Origin of the sequence: Agromyces sp. NPDC058110, assembly GCF_042884735.1 — a bacterium.
In the GTDB taxonomy this organism is placed as follows: domain Bacteria; phylum Actinomycetota; class Actinomycetes; order Actinomycetales; family Microbacteriaceae; genus Agromyces.
Map to the genome: position 1 here is coordinate 41,391 of NZ_JBHVTI010000001.1, position 15,830 is coordinate 57,220.

General features: G+C 71.7%; 19 protein-coding genes. 11 read left to right on the forward strand and 8 right to left on the reverse strand.

Annotated elements, in window-relative coordinates; all coding sequences use genetic code 11:
* Positions 1-24: 24 nt before the first annotated feature.
* From ACFVS8_RS00215 to ACFVS8_RS00235, 5 genes are all read left to right on the forward strand, one after another.
* Positions 25-924: a bile acid:sodium symporter family protein gene (locus tag ACFVS8_RS00215; RefSeq protein WP_387056590.1), complete on the forward strand. Its 900-nt coding sequence runs from the start codon at positions 25-27 to the stop codon at positions 922-924.
* A gap of 66 nt (positions 925-990) precedes the next feature.
* Complete coding sequence (locus tag ACFVS8_RS00220; protein WP_387056591.1) at positions 991-1,842, forward strand: ABC transporter ATP-binding protein; 852 nt, start codon at positions 991-993, stop codon at positions 1,840-1,842.
* A 54-nt stretch (positions 1,843-1,896) separates the two neighbouring features.
* The gene (locus ACFVS8_RS00225; RefSeq protein WP_387056592.1) at positions 1,897-2,286 is read left to right on the forward strand and encodes an SHOCT domain-containing protein; all 390 of its coding nucleotides are present in this window, start codon (positions 1,897-1,899) and stop codon (positions 2,284-2,286) included.
* A gap of 4 nt (positions 2,287-2,290) precedes the next feature.
* Entirely contained in the window at positions 2,291-3,130 is an 840-nt protein-coding gene (locus ACFVS8_RS00230; RefSeq protein ID WP_387056593.1) for a hypothetical protein, read from the forward strand.
* A gap of 14 nt (positions 3,131-3,144) precedes the next feature.
* Entirely contained in the window at positions 3,145-3,936 is a 792-nt protein-coding gene (locus ACFVS8_RS00235) for a ferritin-like domain-containing protein (RefSeq protein ID WP_387056594.1), read from the forward strand.
* Here ACFVS8_RS00235 and ACFVS8_RS00240 read toward each other — a convergent pair.
* The 4 genes from ACFVS8_RS00240 to msrB form a co-directional block, all read right to left on the reverse strand.
* Positions 3,929-4,075, reverse strand: coding sequence for a hypothetical protein (locus ACFVS8_RS00240; protein WP_387056595.1), 147 nt, complete (start codon positions 4,073-4,075; stop codon positions 3,929-3,931). The two genes, ACFVS8_RS00235 and ACFVS8_RS00240, sit on opposite strands and share 8 nt — an antisense overlap.
* On the reverse strand, positions 4,075-4,635 hold the full coding sequence (locus ACFVS8_RS00245) for a flavin reductase family protein (protein WP_387056596.1): 561 nt from the start codon (positions 4,633-4,635) through the stop codon (positions 4,075-4,077). The genes ACFVS8_RS00240 and ACFVS8_RS00245 overlap by 1 nt, the downstream gene beginning before the upstream one ends.
* A 157-nt stretch (positions 4,636-4,792) precedes the next feature.
* Positions 4,793-5,314: a peptide-methionine (S)-S-oxide reductase MsrA gene (gene msrA, locus ACFVS8_RS00250; protein ID WP_387056597.1), complete on the reverse strand. Its 522-nt coding sequence runs from the start codon at positions 5,312-5,314 to the stop codon at positions 4,793-4,795.
* The gene (msrB, locus tag ACFVS8_RS00255; RefSeq protein WP_387056598.1) at positions 5,311-5,799 is read right to left on the reverse strand and encodes a peptide-methionine (R)-S-oxide reductase MsrB; all 489 of its coding nucleotides are present in this window, start codon (positions 5,797-5,799) and stop codon (positions 5,311-5,313) included. Before msrB ends, msrA begins: the two co-directional genes overlap by 4 nt.
* A 252-nt stretch (positions 5,800-6,051) precedes the next feature.
* Here msrB and ACFVS8_RS00260 point away from each other — a divergent pair, with 252 nt between their 5' ends.
* From ACFVS8_RS00260 to ligD, 4 genes are all read left to right on the forward strand, one after another.
* Positions 6,052-7,839, forward strand: coding sequence for a cation:proton antiporter (locus tag ACFVS8_RS00260; RefSeq protein WP_387056599.1), 1,788 nt, complete (start codon positions 6,052-6,054; stop codon positions 7,837-7,839).
* A gap of 168 nt (positions 7,840-8,007) precedes the next feature.
* The gene (locus ACFVS8_RS00265; RefSeq protein ID WP_387056600.1) at positions 8,008-8,949 is read left to right on the forward strand and encodes a lytic transglycosylase domain-containing protein; all 942 of its coding nucleotides are present in this window, start codon (positions 8,008-8,010) and stop codon (positions 8,947-8,949) included.
* 178 nt (positions 8,950-9,127) lie between these two features.
* On the forward strand, positions 9,128-10,768 hold the full coding sequence (locus tag ACFVS8_RS00270) for a YhjD/YihY/BrkB family envelope integrity protein (protein ID WP_387056601.1): 1,641 nt from the start codon (positions 9,128-9,130) through the stop codon (positions 10,766-10,768).
* A 10-nt stretch (positions 10,769-10,778) separates the two neighbouring features.
* Positions 10,779-11,825, forward strand: coding sequence for a non-homologous end-joining DNA ligase (ligD, locus tag ACFVS8_RS00275; RefSeq protein ID WP_387056602.1), 1,047 nt, complete (start codon positions 10,779-10,781; stop codon positions 11,823-11,825).
* Between the two features lie 34 nt (positions 11,826-11,859).
* On the opposite strand, the gene ACFVS8_RS00280 is transcribed toward ligD, so the two are convergent.
* Positions 11,860-12,507 carry a GTP pyrophosphokinase family protein gene (locus tag ACFVS8_RS00280; protein WP_387058112.1) on the reverse strand — a complete coding sequence of 216 codons (648 nt, stop codon included), beginning with the start codon at positions 12,505-12,507 and terminating at the stop codon, positions 11,860-11,862.
* A 186-nt stretch (positions 12,508-12,693) separates the two neighbouring features.
* Between ACFVS8_RS00280 and ACFVS8_RS00285 the strand changes: the two genes are divergently transcribed.
* Positions 12,694-13,557, forward strand: coding sequence for an MBL fold metallo-hydrolase (locus tag ACFVS8_RS00285; protein ID WP_387056603.1), 864 nt, complete (start codon positions 12,694-12,696; stop codon positions 13,555-13,557).
* Between the two features lie 3 nt (positions 13,558-13,560).
* On the opposite strand, the gene ACFVS8_RS00290 is transcribed toward ACFVS8_RS00285, so the two are convergent.
* On the reverse strand, positions 13,561-13,974 hold the full coding sequence (locus tag ACFVS8_RS00290) for a YchJ family protein (protein WP_387056604.1): 414 nt from the start codon (positions 13,972-13,974) through the stop codon (positions 13,561-13,563).
* Positions 13,975-14,129: 155 nt separating this feature from the next.
* Here ACFVS8_RS00290 and ACFVS8_RS00295 point away from each other — a divergent pair, with 155 nt between their 5' ends.
* Positions 14,130-14,978 carry a hypothetical protein gene (locus ACFVS8_RS00295; protein WP_387056605.1) on the forward strand — a complete coding sequence of 283 codons (849 nt, stop codon included), beginning with the start codon at positions 14,130-14,132 and terminating at the stop codon, positions 14,976-14,978.
* 133 nt (positions 14,979-15,111) lie between these two features.
* Here the strand turns inward: ACFVS8_RS00295 and ACFVS8_RS00300 are convergent, their stop codons facing one another.
* Both ACFVS8_RS00300 and ACFVS8_RS00305 read right to left on the reverse strand, forming a co-directional pair.
* A complete protein-coding gene (locus ACFVS8_RS00300; RefSeq protein ID WP_387056606.1) occupies positions 15,112-15,405 on the reverse strand; it encodes a GNAT family N-acetyltransferase in 294 nt (97 codons plus the stop codon).
* A gap of 34 nt (positions 15,406-15,439) precedes the next feature.
* On the reverse strand, positions 15,440-15,826 hold the full coding sequence (locus ACFVS8_RS00305; protein ID WP_387056607.1) for an RNA-binding S4 domain-containing protein: 387 nt from the start codon (positions 15,824-15,826) through the stop codon (positions 15,440-15,442).
* Positions 15,827-15,830: the final 4 nt, after the last annotated feature.

Below are 15,830 nucleotides of genomic sequence, written 5' to 3' on the forward strand. Positions count from 1 at the left end.
CGCGACATCCGGCACACTGTGTGCATGTCAGCGTTGACCACCATCGGCCTTCCCGTGGCCCTGGGCATCATCATGTTCGGTCTCGGGCTCAGTCTGACCCTCGGCGACTTCGCCAGGGTCCTCAAGCAGCCGAAGGCGGTGATCATCGCCCTGCTCTGCCAGCTCATCGCGCTGCCCGCGATCTGCTTCGGCCTCGTGCTCGCCTTCCAGCTGCCGCCGGTGCTCGCCGTCGGCATGATGATGCTGGCCGCGTCGCCGGGCGGCACGACCGCGAACCTGTACAGCCACCTGTTCCGCGGCGACGTCGCGCTGAACATCTCGCTCACCGCGGTCAACTCGGTCGTCGCCGTCTTCACCCTGCCGATCATCACCAACCTCGCGATCGTCTACTTCAACCCGTTCGACGACCAGCTCGGCCTGCAGTGGTCGAAGACCCTCGAGGTGTTCGCGATCGTGCTGCTGCCCGTTGCCATCGGCATGGTCGTGCGCCGCTTCTGGCCGAAGTTCGCCGATGCGATGGACAAGCCGGTGCGCATCGCCTCGGTCGTGATCCTCGTGGTCGTCATCGCGGGAGCGGTCGCATCGAACTGGACGCTGCTCGTCGCGAACTTCGCGCAGCTCGCGCTCATCACCGTGGTGTTCTGCCTCATCAGCCTGACCGTCGGCTACCTGGTGCCGCGGTGGCTGCGCGTCGGCAAGCGCCAGGCCATCGCCGCCTCGTTCGAGATCGGCATCCACAACGCGACGCTCGCGATCGTGATCGCGCAGTCGGTGCTCGGCTCGAAGGAGCTCAGCCTCCCGGCGGCGGTCTACGGGGTGCTGATGTTCTTCATCGCGTTCGGCTTCGGGTTCCTCATCCGCGATCGGTCGGATGCCGCGGCAGCCGTGCGTGCCGACGAACCGGAGCAGCCGGCGGCCGTGTGAGGGCGGGTGCGGCGGGCCGCCCGGGCGGTCGTGGAGGACCCCCGGGCATCCCGTAGCATCGCACGGGTGACCGGTGCAGCCCCCGACGTTCCCGTGCTCCGCCTCGACGAGGTCGTGTTCGTGCGCGACGGCCGCACGATCCTCGACCGCGTGAGCCTCACCGTCGAGGCGGGCGAGCACTGGGCGCTGCTCGGGCCGAACGGTGCGGGCAAGAGCACGATCCTCGGGTTCTGCGGCGCCCTCGCGCATCCGACGTCCGGATCCGTCGAGGTGCTCGGCGGCCGACTCGGGCGCGTCGAGCTGCAGGCGCTGCGGCGCGAGATCGGACACGTGAACCCGCGTCATCCGCTGCGCTCGCCGCTGACGGTGCGCGAGGTCGTGCTCACGGGCCTGACCGGCACGATCGAGACCGCGATGCGGTGGGAACCGGCAGCCGACGAGATCGCCCGCGCCGACGAGCTCATCGACGCCCTCGGACTCGGCGGCGCATCGGCATCCGTCTGGCCGACGCTCTCGCAGGGCGAGCGGGGCCGCACGCTCATCGCGAGGGCGCTCATCTCGGAGCCGCGGCTGCTGCTGCTCGACGAGCCGTCGACGGGCCTCGACGTCGCGGCGCGCGAACAGCTCCTCGAGACGATCGACCTGCTCGAGCAGACCCACCCCGAGGTCGCCTCGATCCTCGTGACGCATCACCTCGAGGAGCTGCCGAGCTCGACGACGCACGCGCTCCTCATCGCCCACGGGCGGGTGGTGGCCAGCGGCGACGCCCGCGAGGTGATCACGGGCGAGCACGTCACGGCCGCCTTCGAGCATCCGATCGACGTCGAGTACCGCGACGGCCGGTGGGGCGCGCGGGCGCGACGTTCGGCGCGCCGCGCGCGCGCCTCTTCCGCGGCAGGTCTCGCGGCGATAGGTTGAGCGCCAGAGGCACGGCCGAGTACGTGTCCCGACCGAAAGGGCTCGCACATGGGGATGTTCGCCACCGTATGGGACTGGATCTGGTTCAGCTTCCTGATCTTCGCCTACGTCGCCTACCTGTTCGCGCTGATCTACATCGCGATCGACATCTTCCGTTCGCACGACATCAACGGCTGGATGAAGGCGCTGTGGATCGTGCTGCTCGTCTGCCTGCCGTTCATCACCGGGCTCGTGTACCTCATCGTGCGCGGGCAGGGCATGGCGGAGCGCTCGGCGGGGCGCCGGCCCGACATCGTGGAGTACTCCGACGAGGAGGTCCGCAAGGTGTCGTTCGCGAACCCGGCCGACGAGATCACGAAGGCGTCCGCACTGCGCGACCAGGGCGTGATCAGCGAGGGCGAGTTCGAGGCGATCAAGGCGAAGGCGCTCGGCAGCAAGTTCTGAGCAGGTGCCGGTCACGTTCGACGTCCGAGGGTACGCGCGAACCGCGCAGGGCAGCCTGCGCGGTGAGCTCGACCTCGACGCGATCGCCCTGAGCCCACGGGCGCTCGCCGCGCGCGAGACGATCGCGACGCTCGCCGAGCTCGAGGGCGCGACCATGACCCACCTCCGCAACGTGCTCGTGACCTCCACGCACAAGGACGCACGGGTCACCGCGTTCCTCGTCTCGTGGGCGTACGAGAAGTACTGGATCGCCGACGCGCTGCGCCGGATCTCCGGGGCGGGGCCGGCCGAAGCCGTCGGTGCGGGCCGGGTAGGTACGGCTCCGGTCGGCGCTGGGCCCGGCCCGGTGCGTCGCGCGCTCGCGGGGTTCGTGCAGGGCCCAGACATCGTCGGCGCCCACCTCGCGCTCGGGCAGGTCGACGACCTCGTGCTCGACCTCGCCTACGAGCGGCTCCAGCACGACGCCGAGACGGGCGCCGACGAAGACTCCGGCGACGATGCCGAAGTCGGCGGCGACGGCGCAGCCGACGTCGTCGTCGCGACCCTCGGCGGCGCCGTCGCCCGCATCCGCTCGATCAAGGCGAGGCACTCGGCCTTCTTCGAGGGCGAGACCCGCTCGCGCCTGGCGGGGTCGGCCCGCGCATCCCGCCTCGCCCGACGAGAACTGCGACGGTCGGCCTGGCCGCTCGGCGCCGCGGCAGTCACGAAGGCCGAACGCCTCGCTCTCGTGCGGTTCGCCGTGCCGACGCGAGACCGACGCGAGCGACTGGCCCACGACATCCGTTCGGTCCCCGGCCTCGACCGACGCACAGCGGATGCCGTCGTGCGACGCCTCGGGGCCTGAGCGGAGGGATCGACATGGCCTTCGACATCGACCGGTACACCGCGACCTCGGTCGGCGTGGACTGGAGCGACCTCGACCTCGAGGTGTTCCGCGACGAGCCGCTGCCCGCATCGTCGTTGCGCACGCTCCGCTACATGGCGGATGTCGAGTACCACACCGTCTGCTACACGCGCGACCTGCTCACGACCCCGTCGCATCGCGAGGCCGACGTCAGCGCCTTCATGACCATGTGGAACCGCGAGGAGTTCTGGCACGGCGAGGCCCTCGCCGCCGTGCTCGCGGTGCACGGCATCACCGTCGACTACGACCAGCTGAAGGCGAGTCGGCTGAAGCTCGGGTGGAAGGACCGGCTCGACCCCATCAAGCAGTCGGTGCTCGGGGGCCTCGTCGGGCAGGACTTCGTGGCCGTGCACATGTCGTGGGGCGCCGCGAACGAGTGGTCGGCGATCACCGCGTACCAGCGCATGGCCGAGCTCGAGGAGCATCCGGTGCTCGCCGAGCTGCTGCGGCGCATCGCCAAGCAGGAGGCCAGGCACGTCGCGTTCTACACGTCGCAGGCGCGCGAACGGCTCGCCGCGAGCACCAAGGCGCAGAAGGTGACCCGGTTCGCGCTCAGCCGGTTCTGGGCTCCGGTCGGGTCGAGCATCTCGACGGAAGACGACGTGCGGCACGTCATGACGCACCTCATGAGCGGACCCGACGGTCGGCGCGCGGCACGCAAGGTCGACGACAGCATCAGCGGCATGCCGGGCCTCGACGGCCTGACGATCGTGCAGGACGCCCTCGACCGGCTCGGTGTCAGCTGAGCAGGGCCGCGATGAGCGTGCCGATCGCGGTCAACGCGATGATCGCGACGAGGCCGTAGCGGCGCAGCTGCACCGACAGGAGCGCGACCGACACCGGCCGACGACGCCTGCGGCGCCGAGGGGGAGTGGGCTCGGACATCACGCCTGCGGCGAATCGTCGTGGAGCACGTGGAAGCGGCGGTCGCGGTACACGAGCGACGGCGCACGCTCGCCCAGGTGCACGTCGAGCACCTCGGCGACGACGAGCGACGACCCGCCGACGGGCAGCGTGTGCGTGACGCGCGCACGCAGCGCGACCGGAGCGGCGACGAGCCACGGCTCGCCGGTCGGCAGCGACGACCAGCCCTGGTCGGGCGTGAAGCGGGGCTCGCCCGAGCGGGCGAAGGCGCGGGCCACCTCGACCTGCTCGGCCGAGAGCAGGTGCACCACGACGGACTCGGCCGCGAGCAGTCCTCCGGCCGACCCCGTCGCCCGCGTCACCGAGAACGACAGCGCCGCGGGCTCGGCCGAGACGGATGCGACGCTCGAGGCCGTGAGCCCCACCGGACCGACGGGCGTCGAGGCCGTGATCAGGGCCACCCCGGCGGGGTGGTCGCGGAAGGCGGCCTTGAAGGCCTCGGCATTCGCCTCGAGCAGGGTCGGCGGTGCGGCATCCGTCGGCAGGGAGTCTGCAAGGGGATTCGGATCGGGCACGGCCATGACCTCAAGCCTACGTTCGTGAAGCTGTGTCCCGGCACCACGCCGGCGTTCCCGCCGAACACGCACCGCTGCGAGGCGCACCGGCCGCTCGAGACCGTGCGAACGACGGATGCCCCGCCGAACCGGGGTTCGACGGGGCATCCGTTCGCGGGTCTCGCTACGCGAGCGTCTCGGCGTCGCGCTTGGGCAGCTTCCAGCCGGGCCGCACGTAGTGGCAGGTGTAGCCGTTGGGGTACTTCTCGAGGTAGTCCTGGTGCTCGGGCTCGGCCTCCCAGAACGGGGCGGCCTCCTCGATCGTCGTGACGACCTTCGCGGGCCAGAGGCCCGACGCGTCGACGTCGGCGATCGTGTCGAGCGCGACCTCCTGCTGCTCGAGGCTCTGCGGGAAGATCGCCGACCGGTAGCTCGTGCCGATGTCGTTGCCCTGTCGGTTCAGGGTCGACGGGTCGTGCACCTGGAAGAAGAACTCCAGCAGCTCGCGGTAGCTCGTGACGGTCGGGTCGTAGACGATCTCGATCGCCTCGGCGTGCCCGGGGTGGTTGCGGTACGTCGGCTCGGCGTTCGTGCCGCCCGTGTAGCCGACGCGCGTCGACTCGACGCCCGGCCGCTTGCGGATCAGGTCCTGCATGCCCCAGAAGCATCCGCCCGCGAGGATCGCGGTCTCGGTCTGGTTCGTCATGATGCGTCCTCCTTGCGGGATGCGGCGGGTGCGGCATCCGTCGTCGTGAACAGGCTGCGGTAGGCGCCGTAGCCCTGCTCGTCGAGCTCGGACGCCGGCACGAATCGCAGCGACGCCGAGTTCATGCAGTACCTCAGGCCGCCGGCGTCGGCGGGGCCGTCGTCGAAGACGTGCCCGAGGTGGCTGTCGGCTCCCGATGAGCGTACCTCCACGCGCTTCATCCAGAGGGAGCGGTCGACATGCTCCGTCACGGCCTCGGCGTCGATGGGCTTCGTGAAGCTCGGCCAGCCCGACCGGCTGTCGTACTTGTCGGTCGAGGAGAAGAGCGGCTGGCCCGAGACCACGTCGACGTAGATGCCGGGCTCGTGGTGGTTCCAGTACTCGTTGCGGAACGCGGGCTCGGTGCCGTCGTCCTGCGTGACGCTGCGCTGCAGCGGGGTGAGGCGGGCGATCGCCTCGGGAGTGCTTCGGTAGTCGTTCGACATGTCGTTCCTCCTTCATGGGGCACCGCTGGCTGCGGCACCCGGTGGTCGCTGGTCGCCGTGCGAAGCGCGACACCAGAGAAAACGATCGAGGGGGCCGTGCTGTTCCGGATGTCGAGCCCGCACGCTGTGACTTCGCTGTGAGCGCGTGCGGCGCCCGTGGCGCTGCGTCGTGACAGGCCGCCGCCCGTGCGCCAGACTTTCTGCAGCGCCGTCGCCGGACGCCCTCCGGTCGCGGACGTCGAGGGAGGGCCAGTGGAACTGCTCGTCGTGGTCGTGCTCGGACTGCTCGGCATCGCCGCAGCGACGGCGGTCGGCCCCCGCCTGGGCGTGGCCGCTCCGCTGCTGCTCGTGATCGTCGGCATCGGCGTGAGCCTGCTCCCGTTCGTGCCCGAGATCGAGGTCGATCCCGAGTTCATCCTGGCGGGGGTGATCCCGCCACTGCTCTACTCGGCGTCGGTCTCGATGCCGGCCATGGAGTTCCGCCGGGAGTTCAGCGCCATCGGCGGCCTGTCGGTGGGGCTCGTGGTCGTGAGCTCGATCGTGCTGGGGCTGCTGTTCACGTGGCTCATCCCGGGCATGGGGTTCGCGGCCGGTCTCGCGCTCGGCGCGATCGTGAGCCCGACCGACGCCGTCGCGACCTCCATCGTGAAGCGGCTCGGCGTCAGCTCGCGACTCGTGACGGTGCTCGAGGGCGAGAGCCTGCTCAACGACGCCACGGCGCTCGTGCTGCTGCGCTCCGCGATCGTCGCGACCGGCGTGTCCGTGACGTTCTGGGACGTGCTCGGCGACTTCGTCTTCGCGGTCGTGGTCGCCGTCGTGATCGGCTACGTGGTCGGCAAGGCCAACCTGTGGGTTCGCGAGCGCGTGACCGATCCCACCGTGAACACGGTCATCTCGTTCACCGTGCCGTTCCTCGCCTCGGTGCCGAGCGAGGCGCTCGGCGCCTCGGGACTGGTCGCCGCCGTCGTCGCCGGCCTCGTGACCGGGCGCGGCGCGGTGACCAGGCTGTCTCCGCAGCATCGCGCCTCCGACACGCAGGCGTGGCGCACGGTCGAGCTCATCCTCGAGGGCACCGTCTTCCTGCTGATGGGGTTGGAGATGGCCGCGATCGTCGCCGACGTGCAGGGCGGTCGCTCCGACATCGCGGGCGGCATCGTCATCGCGCTCGTGGCGCTGTTCTTCGTGCTCGTCGTGCGCACGCTCTACGTCTTCCCGACGCTCAGGATCCAGCGGAGGCGCGTGCTCCGCAGCGCGCGCGCCAGGGAGGGCCTCGCGGGCATGCAGGCCCGCCTCGACGGCCTCGACGCCGGCCGTGCACACGCGGCCGGGGTCCGCGACCTGCTCGGCGCACCCGGACCCGAGGCGACGACGGCGCGGCTGTCGGTCTTCCGCTCCCGGATCAGGCGCAAGGTCGCCGACATCGAGTACTTCACCGCGGTGCCGCTCGGCTGGCGCGAAGGCACCGTCATCGTGTGGGCGGGCATGCGCGGTGCGCTGACCCTCGCCGCCGCGCAGACGCTGCCCGCCGACCTGCCGGATCGGTCGCTGCTCGTGTTCGTCGCGTTCGTCGTCGCGGCGGCGTCGCTCATCGTGCAAGGCGGCACCCTGCCGATGGTCGTGCGCTGGGTCAAGCCGGCTCGCGAGGACCGCGCCGCGGTCGCCGCCGACCGGGAGGAGATCGACGGCATGCTCCGCGAGGTCGCGCGCACGATGGCCGAGGAGGCGGCTGCCGAACCGGTCGGCCCAGGCGGCGAATCGCGGGCGGACCGGGGCGCTGGCACTGACGATGGCAGTGGCGCCGGCAGTGGCGCCGGCAGTGGCGCCGGCAGTGGGGCCGGTCCGGACGCGGGGCGGGCGCGGTCGGCGGATCGGATCAGGTTCCGGCTGCGCGTGATCGAGGAGCAGCGGGCGGTGCTCGCGGTGCAGCGCGACGAGGGTCGGTTCAGCTCGACGGCCCTCACCGGCGTGCTCGAGGCGCTCGATGCGGCGCAGATCAGTCTGGAATTGCGCCTCCCATCAGGCGATGTATCCGAATCGTGACCAATGAGGTTTCGTCAATACCTCAGATGACATTCACAGGAAGAAGTGAGGGGTTGTTCAGAACCTCTCGGCAGACTGGCGACTTCGCCCGGCCGCCCCCGCGACCGTGGAACGCCGAGTACAGGTTCGAAGCGCCTCAGGTGGTTCGTTCCGCCCCGTGTGAAAGACATGCAGAACCAGACTTCTTCCCCCGAAACCACCCAGATCGTCGCCGAGGCCGAAGCCACGCGCAGCGGTCGCCGGGCCGCAACGACCGCCCGTCGGTTCAAGGCCCCGCTCATCACCGCCGGCGCCATCGTCGCCGTCGGAGCCCTCGTCGGCAGCGGCTACGCCGTGCAGAGCGAGGCCACCGCGAAGGCGCAGCGCGTCGAGGAGACGGCGGCGCTCGCGCTCGCCGCAGAGCGCGACTCGCGCCAGGGCCTCGCGGTCGACCACGGCGCCGTGCTCGACATGCGGGCCGCGAAGCAGGCCGAGGACACGCTCACGGTCGCGACCAAGGCGATCGCCTCGGCAGCGGGCAAGACCGACGCCTCGGCGCTCGCCACGACCGTCGCGGCGCTCGACTCCTACGAGCGGCTGAGCCCCAGCAAGGTGTTCGAGCTGGTCGACACCACGAAGTCGCAGACCGACCAGGTCGTCAAGGCCGTCGCCGAGGCCGACCGCGTGGCCGCCGAGAAGGCCGCCGCCGAGGCCGCCGCCAAGGCGAAGGCCGAAGCCGAGGCCGCAGCCGCCGCCGAGGCCGCAGAAGAGGAGAGCTCGTCGGGCTCCACCGGCGGCGCAGTCTCCGCGCCGAGCGCTCCCTCGAACCCGAGTGAGGCCCAGGCCATCGCACGCGACATGATGGCCGCACGCTACGGCTGGGGCGAGGACCAGTTCGGCTGCCTCGTCGCCCTCTGGAACAAGGAGTCGGGCTGGAACGTCTACGCCTCCAACCCGAGCGGGGCCTACGGCATCCCGCAGGCCCTCCCCGGCAGCAAGATGTCCTCGGCCGGTGCCGACTGGGCCACCAGTGCCGCCACGCAGATCTCGTGGGGCCTCGGCTACATCGCCGGCCGCTACGGCAGCGCGTGCGGCGCCTGGAGCACCTCGGAGTCGCAGGGCTGGTACTGATCGCCCGCTGATCCGCCGACGGCGCCCGAGCTCCGGCTCGGGCGCCGTCGGCGTCTCCGGGGTGCGCCGGGTGACGTGCGGCACGGCCCTCGGGCACTCGATGCTCGGCGGGCCAGCACTCGACGCGCCTGCGGTCAACCGCCTGCGCCGCGGCATCCGCCCTCGATAGCCTGACCCCATGGGTGGTGGAGTCTCCGAGCCGGAACGGATGCCGGCGACGACCGGGTTCGCGGCTCGCGTGCGCGGACTGATCGACTGGGCGATGGCGCGCAAACCGGTGCGCGCGTACCTGCTGTACCTCGGGCACCACGGCGCCGTGCTCGCCGACAGCGTCACGTACCGCACGCTGTTCTCGGTCTTCGCGGGAGTCTTCCTCGGCTTCGCGATCGCCGGCATCTGGCTCGCCGGCAACCCCGAGGCCATGGACGCGCTCGTCGCGACCGTGGAGCAGGCGATCCCCGGCCTCGTCGGCGAGGGTGCGCTCATCGACCCCGACGACCTCGTGCAGCCCGTCACGCTCAGCATCGCCGGGGCGTTCGCGCTCATCGGCCTCGTGACCGCCGCGATCGGGGCCATCGGGTCGATGCGGGTCGCCATCCGGACGATCGGCGGCCAACCCGACCCGAAGGGGTTCTTCGGCTGGGTGATGCTGCGCGACCTCCTGCTCGCCATCGGCTTCGGCGCGGCGTTCGCCGTGGCCGCGGCCGTCACGGTCTTCAGCACGGCCGCGCTCGACGTGCTGTTCGGCTGGCTCGGGGTCTCGACGGGGGAGGAGGGCTACGCGTTCCTCACCGGCGCGCTCTCGATCGTCGTCATCTTCGCGATCGACGCCCTCGCCATCGTCGGGCTGTTCCTCATGCTCTCGGGCCAGCGCCCCCGAGCGCGTGAACTCTGGACCGGGGCCATGATCGGCGCGGTCGGGCTCACGGTGCTGCAGGAGCTCTCCGGCCTGTTCATCGGCGGGGCCACGGCCAACCCGCTCCTCGCCTCGTTCGGGTCGCTGATCGCCCTGCTGCTGTGGCTGAACCTCTCGACGCAGGTGATCCTGCTGGCGTCGTCGTACATCATCACCGGCATCGAGGACCGCCGCCGGCGCGAATTCAGCCGCGAGCAGGACCGAGTGCTGGAGCGCGTCCGCACCCGACGCGTCCGCCGCCGGCGCGGATCCGACGGCGGCGGCCTCCCGGAGCAGCGCCGGCCTTCGGTCGTGCTCCGCGTCGTGCGCGGCGTCGTCGCACCGATCACCAGGACCCGGGTGTTCCGGGCGACCGCGCCGACGCTGCTGCCGCCGATCGAGGCGTTCGTGCGCGTCGTGACGGGCGGGCGCATCCAGCTGAGCGGCCTGCTCGTGCCCTCGCTCGTGCTGCACACCGTCGGGGCGAAGTCGGGGGAGCCGCGCGAGAGCTTCCTCATGTACACGCCCGACGGCCACGGTCGCGCGATCGTCGCGGGAACGAAGTTCGCGATGGAGCATCACCCGGGCTGGACCTACAACCTGATCGCACGGCCGGATGCCTCGATCACCGTGCGGGGCCGAGACCTCGCCGTGCGGGCCTCGCTCATCGACGACGACGCCGAGCGCGAGCGCGTGTGGACGATCATCGAGGCCCAGTGGCCCGGCTACCGGGGCTACGAGCGCGATTCGGGTCGGGTCGTGCGGCTCTTCCGCCTGCAGCCCGTGCGGCGCGTGGGGCGCGACGACGGCGATGCGGCCGGCGCACCCGGCCCCGAGCCGCAGGCCGGCGCACGAGGTGCGGCGTCGAGCGCGGACGCCGGCACCGCCGCTCCGACCTCGCGCACCGTCGGGGGCGTGGGGTAGCGTCGCACGCATGGCAGGCGAAGCCGCACAGCTCACCGTTCCGGGTCCGCAGGGCGAGCGTCAGGTGCGCGTCTCGTCGCCGTCGCGCGTGCTGTGGCCCGACGTCGGCATCACCAAGCTCGACCTCGCCGAGTACCTCGTCGCCGTCGGCGGGCCGTTCATCGAGGCGAACGGCGGCCGGCCGGTGTCGCTCCAACGGTTCCCGGAGGGCATCGACGGCGAGCAGTTCTTCTCGAAGAACCCGCCGCGAGGCGCGCCCGAGTGGCTGCGATCGGTGACGGTGACCTACCCCAGCGGGCGGCGGCATCCGCAGGTCGTGCTCGACGAACCCGCGGGCGCGGTCTGGGCGGCGCAGATGAACACCGTCGTGTTCCATCCGTGGGCGTCGCGCGCGGTCGACACCGACAACCCCGACCAGCTCCGCATCGACCTCGATCCCCAGCCAGGCACCGGGTTCTCCGAGGCCGTGCCGATCGCGCTCGCCCTGCGCGACCTGCTCGGGGAGGTCGGGCTCACCGGGTTCGTCAAGACCTCCGGGAGCCGCGGCATCCACGTGTTCGCGCCCATCGAGCCCGAGCACGAGTTCCTCGACGTGCGGCACGCGGTCATCGCGCTCGGCCGCGAGCTGGAGCGCCGCATGCCCGACCTCGTCACCACCGCCTGGTGGAAGGAGGAGCGCGGCGACCGCATCTTCATCGACTACAACCAGGCCAACCGCGATCGCACCATGGCGGGCGCCTACAGCCCGCGTCCGCTGGCCCACGCGCCGGTCTCGTGCCCGCTCGAGTGGAGCGAGCTCGAGACGACCGACCCGGCCGCGCACACGATCCGCACGGTGCCCGCGCGCCTGGCCGAGGTCGGCGATCCGTGGGCGGGCATGCACGAGCACCCCGGACGCATCGACACGCTGCTCGAATGGTGGCAGCGCGACCTCGACGACGGACTCGGCGAGCTGGCGTTCCCGCCCGACTTCCCGAAGATGCCGGGCGAGCCGACCCGAGTGCAGCCGAGCCGGGCCAAGCGCGACGACACGGCTGAGCCGGGCGTAGCGGACTGAGACGACCTGCCGGGCGGCCGGGGCGCCCGCGGCGTCAGACCGCGACCGGTCGGTTCCCGCTCGACCTGGCGGGACCGCCGCCGTGCAGTTCGCGGTGCAGCCGCTCCATGCGCGCGTCGAGCTCCGAGGCGGTGTGCGCGGCATCCGTCAGGTCTTCCAGCAGCGCGGCCGGAACCTGGCGGTCGTACTTGTAGTAGATCTTGTGCTCGAGGCTCGCCCAGAAGTCCATCGCGATCGTGCGCACCTGCACCTCGACGGGCACGAGGTGCGTGCCGGTCGAGAGGAACACGGGCACCTCGACGACGAGATGCAGGCTCTGGTAGCCGTTCGCCTTCGGCGTGGCGATGTAGTCCTTCTCCTTCAGCACGCGGATGTCGCCCTGAGCCGTGAGCAGCTCGGCGACCCGGTACACGTCGGAGACGAAGCTGCACGTCACGCGGACCCCGGCGATGTCGGTGATGGTCTCGCGGATGGAGTCGAACGTCGGGTCGACGCCCTTGCGCTCGAGCTTCTCGATCACGCTGTCGAGGCTCTTCAGGCGGCTCGAGATGTGCTCGATCGGGTTGTACGCGTGCGTCTGCCCGAACTCCTCGCGCAGGATCGACAGCTTGGTGATGACCTCGTCCATGCCGAACTTGTAGCGCTGCATGAACCGCTCGGTCTCGTCGCGCAGCGAACGCATCTCCTCGAGCGTGGTGCCGTCGATGCCCTCGATCGCGCGTTGGGCACGTTCGGTGAGGCCTCGCGCGCCGGCGTCTCGGTCGGCGGTGGGTTCGATCGCAGTCACGACCACCACGCTACGAGGCCAACCTCTGCATTCCCTTTGACCTGACCGTGGGCGCCGCGCTCGCACGGCTAAGCTGCGGGCATGTCGAGCTGGACCGTGGTCGCACCGGGCGTGCACCAGTACCGCGGCGGCCCGTTCGACCTCTCCACCGTGGTCGTCGAGGGCGACGACGGGGTGCTGGTGGTCGACTCCGGCGGCGATGCCGTCGAGGGTGCCGCGATCCTCGCCGCCGTGCGCGACCGCTTCGACCGGCCGATCCTCGGCCTGGTCAACACCCACGCGCACTTCGACCACACGTTCGGCAACCAGGCGTTCCTCGCTGCAGGGGAGGATGTCGCGATCCACGGCCATGCGGCCGTCGCCCGTCACTTCGAGCACTACGAGGGGCCGAGGCTCGCCGCGTGGCGTGCCGACCCGTCGCGCGAGCCCGACCGGTCGTGGGCCGACGTGCAGCTCGTCGCGCCGACGCATCCGGTCGACGAGCCCGTCGACCTCGACCTCGGCGGACGCACCGTGCGGCTGCTGCCGCAGACGCCCGCGCACAGCGACACCGACCTCGTGCTGTTCGTGCACGACGTGCGGGTCTGGATCGTCGGCGACCTCGTCGAGGAGTCGGGGCCGCCCATGTACGGCTCCGGCAGCTATCCGCTCACCTGGCCCTCGGTGCTCGACGCCCTCGTCGCCGAGATGCGCGTCGACGACCTCGTCGTGCCCGGGCACGGTGCCGTCGTCGACCGCGGGTTCGTCGCGGAGCAGGCCCGCGTGCTGCGGGTCATCGCCGACCGACTGGCCGCGGCCCACGCCCAGGGCGTGCCGGCCGGGTCCGCGCTCGCGGAGCACGCCGACTGGCCGCTGCCCGTCGCGGGCCTGACCGGTGCCGTCGAGCGGGCGTACCTCGCGCTCGACGGGCACCGGCTCGACGAGGGCGGCACCGAAGACGCCTAGCGTTCAGTCGAGCGCGGCGACGTAGTACCAGCGGCCGGATTCGCGCACGAACGTGCTCACCTCGTGCTGCACGCCGCGCTCGCCGTCGTGCTTGTAGACGGCGTCGAACTCCACCACGCCGTCGCGATCGAGCGGCCCGCCGCGTTCAGCGCGCAGGATGTCGAGACGGAACCACCGCAGGTCGGGGTCGAGTTCGAGCCCGCTCGGCCTGGTGGTCGCGTGCCACGTCGCGAGGAGGTACGCGGGGAGGCCGATCGCGAAGGCCGTGAACCGCGATCGCATGAGTTGCGCGGCGGTCGGCGCGGGCCGGATCCCGCCGACGATCGGACCGCAGCACTCGCCGAACACGAGGCCGCTCGTGCACGGACAGCGGGCGCCGTCGGCCGGGAACTCAGGGGATTCGGAGGTTTGCGCCATCACCCCAGTATTCCGGGGCCTCGCGCGGGTGCGGTCATGACCCGCACAGGCAGAAGTGAGGATCTGTCCAGAATCGATCGGCAGAGTGTGTGCCTTGTGCCCCGAGCTCGGCGGGCGCCTTCCCGTTTCCCCCGATCTCCGAGCGCTCAGGATTCATGCGCACCACCACGAACTCAACGTCAGAACGCTCGAATACCACCCCCGAACCCACCACCCGCCGCGGCAACCGCGCGCGCCGCATCGGCCGCCGTCGTCTCGTCGCGGTCGGTGCCGTCGCCGCCCTCGGCCTCGTCGTCGGCACCGGCTTCGCCGTGCAGGACGCCGTCAAGACGCAGGAGCGCATCGACGCGACCGCGCAGCTCACCGCCTCGACCGGCCTCAGCCGCGACGGCCTGGGCGTCTACAAGGGCATCGCCGCAGCCAAGGCCGCCGCCCAGGCGAAGGACACCCTCTCGCTCGCGAATGCGACGCTCGCCGCCGCCGACGGCAAGGTCGACGCCTCGGGGCTGCGGGCCTCGGTCGCCTCGCTCAGCGACTACGAGGTCATCCCGACGTCCGACCTCGTCGACCTCACCAAGCAGACCAAGGCCGAGGCCGCGAAGACCGACGCCGCGACGAAGGCCTACGACGAGCAGCAGCGCATCGCGGCCGAGCAGGCCGCAGCCGAGGCCGCGCAGGCGCTCGCGAACGCGAACACGCCCGACGGCGCCCGCGCCACCGCGCGATCCCTCGCCGCGTCGATGTACGGCTGGGGCGACGACCAGTTCCAGTGCCTCGACAGCCTCTGGGCGAAGGAGTCCGGCTGGTCGTACACCGCCTACAACGGCTCGAGCGGTGCCACCGGCATCCCGCAGTCGCTGCCCGGCAGCAAGATGGCCACCGCCGGCGCGGACTGGGAGACCAACGCCGCGACCCAGATCAAGTGGGGACTCGGCTACATCGCCGGGTCGTACGGCTCGCCGTGCAGCGCCTGGTCGCACTCCCAGTCGGTCAACTGGTACTGATCGGCCGACCCGGGCCGGTCGCTTCGGCGGCCGGCCCGATCCATGCCTGCGGTGCGGGCTGGCGGTCACCCTCGCGGGGCTCGGCGCCTCGCACCGCCCTTCGCACCGCGCCGCCGGCCGCCTGTCCGTCGGCTCAGGCGGTGCGCGGGTGGAGCAGCCCCGTTCGCTCCGGATGCCGGTCGAACCACTCGGCCACGTACCAGCAGCTCGGCACCACGTGCCGCGACGTCGTCGACTCGACGTCGTCGACGGCGAAGGCGACGAGCTCGCCCGCGAGGCCGGATCCGCGATGGCGGGGATTCGTGAACGCGCGCGTCATCGCGATCGCGTCGCCGAGCACGCGGTAGTCGAGCACGCTCGCGACCTCGTCGCCGAGGCGCAGCACGTAGCGGCCGGCGTCGGGCTCGTGGCTGAACTCCTTCTGCATCGGTTCAGGCTACGCCCGGTCGGAGCCTCGGCGCTCAGGCATCGCGCCCGCGCAGCCGTTCGAGGTCGCGGCGCTCGCGCTTCGTCGGGCGACCGGCGCCGCGGTCGCGGACCGGCAGGATCGCGACCGACTCGCGCGGCGGCGGCGGGGGAGTGCGGTCCTCGACCGCGGTCGCCGCGATCGTGGCCGACACGCGCTTCACGAGCGTCTGGCGCACGATGAGCTGCCGGTCGAAGCCGTCGACCCTGACGCGCACCTCGTCGCCCGGCCGCACCGATTGCGCGGCCTTCGCCCGCTCGCCGTTCACGCGCACATGCCCGGCCCGGCACGCGGCGGTCGCCGCCGACCGCGTCTTGTACTGCCGCACGGCCCAGAGCCACGCGTCGATGCGCACGGGGGCGTCGGAGGGCGGGGTGGGCATGCGG

Bases quoted from the DNA above. Each gene is read 5' to 3' on its own strand.
- ACFVS8_RS00215 (WP_387056590.1), top strand. From the start codon at position 25: ATGTCAGCGTTGACCACCATCGGCCTTCCCGTGGCCCTGGGCATCATC.
- ACFVS8_RS00225 (WP_387056592.1), top strand. From the start codon at position 1,897: ATGTTCGCCACCGTATGGGACTGGATCTGGTTCAGCTTCCTGATCTTC.
- ACFVS8_RS00235 (WP_387056594.1), top strand. From the start codon at position 3,145: ATGGCCTTCGACATCGACCGGTACACCGCGACCTCGGTCGGCGTGGAC.
- ACFVS8_RS00240 (WP_387056595.1), bottom strand. From the start codon at position 4,075: ATGTCCGAGCCCACTCCCCCTCGGCGCCGCAGGCGTCGTCGGCCGGTG.
- ACFVS8_RS00245 (WP_387056596.1), bottom strand. From the start codon at position 4,635: ATGGCCGTGCCCGATCCGAATCCCCTTGCAGACTCCCTGCCGACGGAT.
- msrA (WP_387056597.1), bottom strand. From the start codon at position 5,314: ATGACGAACCAGACCGAGACCGCGATCCTCGCGGGCGGATGCTTCTGG.
- msrB (WP_387056598.1), bottom strand. From the start codon at position 5,799: ATGTCGAACGACTACCGAAGCACTCCCGAGGCGATCGCCCGCCTCACC.
- ACFVS8_RS00265 (WP_387056600.1), top strand. From the start codon at position 8,008: ATGCAGAACCAGACTTCTTCCCCCGAAACCACCCAGATCGTCGCCGAG.
- ACFVS8_RS00270 (WP_387056601.1), top strand. From the start codon at position 9,128: ATGGGTGGTGGAGTCTCCGAGCCGGAACGGATGCCGGCGACGACCGGG.
- ligD (WP_387056602.1), top strand. From the start codon at position 10,779: ATGGCAGGCGAAGCCGCACAGCTCACCGTTCCGGGTCCGCAGGGCGAG.
- ACFVS8_RS00280 (WP_387058112.1), bottom strand. From the start codon at position 12,507: ATGCGTTCGCTGCGCGACGAGACCGAGCGGTTCATGCAGCGCTACAAG.
- ACFVS8_RS00285 (WP_387056603.1), top strand. From the start codon at position 12,694: ATGTCGAGCTGGACCGTGGTCGCACCGGGCGTGCACCAGTACCGCGGC.
- ACFVS8_RS00290 (WP_387056604.1), bottom strand. From the start codon at position 13,974: ATGGCGCAAACCTCCGAATCCCCTGAGTTCCCGGCCGACGGCGCCCGC.
- ACFVS8_RS00295 (WP_387056605.1), top strand. From the start codon at position 14,130: ATGCGCACCACCACGAACTCAACGTCAGAACGCTCGAATACCACCCCC.
- ACFVS8_RS00300 (WP_387056606.1), bottom strand. From the start codon at position 15,405: ATGCAGAAGGAGTTCAGCCACGAGCCCGACGCCGGCCGCTACGTGCTG.
- ACFVS8_RS00305 (WP_387056607.1), bottom strand. From the start codon at position 15,826: ATGCCCACCCCGCCCTCCGACGCCCCCGTGCGCATCGACGCGTGGCTC.